Source organism: Micromonospora sp. LOL_023, from assembly GCF_048060115.1.
Classification (GTDB): Bacteria; Actinomycetota; Actinomycetes; order Mycobacteriales; family Micromonosporaceae; genus Micromonospora_E.
Map to the genome: position 1 here is coordinate 1 of NZ_JBHMIM010000167.1, position 1,327 is coordinate 1,327.

Genomic DNA, 1,327 nt, shown 5'->3' on the forward strand with positions numbered 1-1,327 from the left:
TGATGGCGTTTGTGGCCTGAGCGTTTACGGTATAACTGGCCTGATTGGAGGGTGACGTAGGACGGGTGCGGCCCGTCGGTGATCATGGAGTTGCTGAGACAACATGACACCGAGAAGGACCACACCCGCGCATGTCATCATCGCTGATCGACGTGATCCGTCAGCACGCCCCCGCCCCGTCCGGCACGACGCCCGCCAGCGGGGAGACGTTCAGCCTGTTGGAGGCCCTGGCGCGGGTTCCCGATCCGCGTGATCCGCGAGGGATCCGGTACCCCCTGGCCAGCGTGCTCACGGTCGCGGTGTGCGCGGTCATGGCCGGGGCTTGCACGTTCGCCGCGATCGGCGACTGGGTCGACGATCTCGACGCGCCGGCGTGGAACCGACTCGGGTTCACCGGCCGCGTGCCGGTGCTGACCACGCTGTGGCGGCTGCTGGTCCGCATCGACGCCGAGACGTTGACCGCTGTCCTGGCCGACTGGCTGCGCTCCCGGCTGTCGGCGCCGCCACCAGCGCGGCGGGTCATCGCCGTTGACGGCAAGGTGGTGCGGGGCGCGGTCCTACCCGAGGGGCGGGTCCATCTGCTGTCGGCCTACGACACGTCGACCGGTGTGGTTCTGGCGCAGGTCCAGGTCGCGGCGAAGTCGAACGAAATTCCCACGTTCGCCCCGCTGTTGGAACAGGTCAAGCTCCGGCTGGGCAGCCTGGCCGGGGTGGTGATCGTCGCGGACGCCCTGCACGCGCAAGTCGCCCACGCCCGAGCCGTGGCCGCTGCCGGCGGGCACCTGTACGTATCGGTCAAGGCCAACCAGCCGACCTTGTACGCCCAGCTCAAGCATCTGCCGTGGGCGCAGGTGCCCGTCGGCGACCAACACCGCGACACCGGACACGGCCGCCGCGAGACCCGCACCATCAAGGCGCTGACCCTCCAGACGCCCGGCGGCATCAGCTTTCCTCATGCTCAGCAGGCTGTCCGGATCACCCGCACCCGCATGATCGCCGGCAAACGCACCCGGGAGACGGTCTATCTGGTGGCGTCACTGCCCGCAGCCGACGCCCAACCTGCTGACCTGCAGGAATGGGCCCGTCTGGAATGGCACATCGAAAACCGGCTGCACTGGGTCCGCGACGTGACCTTCCGCGAGGACGCCCACCGGGCACGCACCGGCAACGGCCCCGCTGTCGCAGCCGTCCTACGCAACACCGCCATCGGATTCCACCGCGGCAACGGCGAGACCAACATCGCCCGAGCCACCCGCCGCGCCAACCGCCGCCCACACGACCTCATCACCACCGTGACCAGCAGCTACTCGACTACGCAATGACCCTG

Annotated in this window: 1 protein-coding gene; it reads left to right on the forward strand. The window is 69.0% G+C overall.

What is annotated here, in order from left to right; translation table 11 throughout:
- Positions 1-131: 131 nt before the first annotated feature.
- On the forward strand, positions 132-1,322 hold the full coding sequence (locus ACFHVL_RS31280; RefSeq protein ID WP_416632228.1) for an ISAs1 family transposase: 1,191 nt from the start codon (positions 132-134) through the stop codon (positions 1,320-1,322).
- The last annotated feature ends 5 nt before the right edge of the window (positions 1,323-1,327 follow it).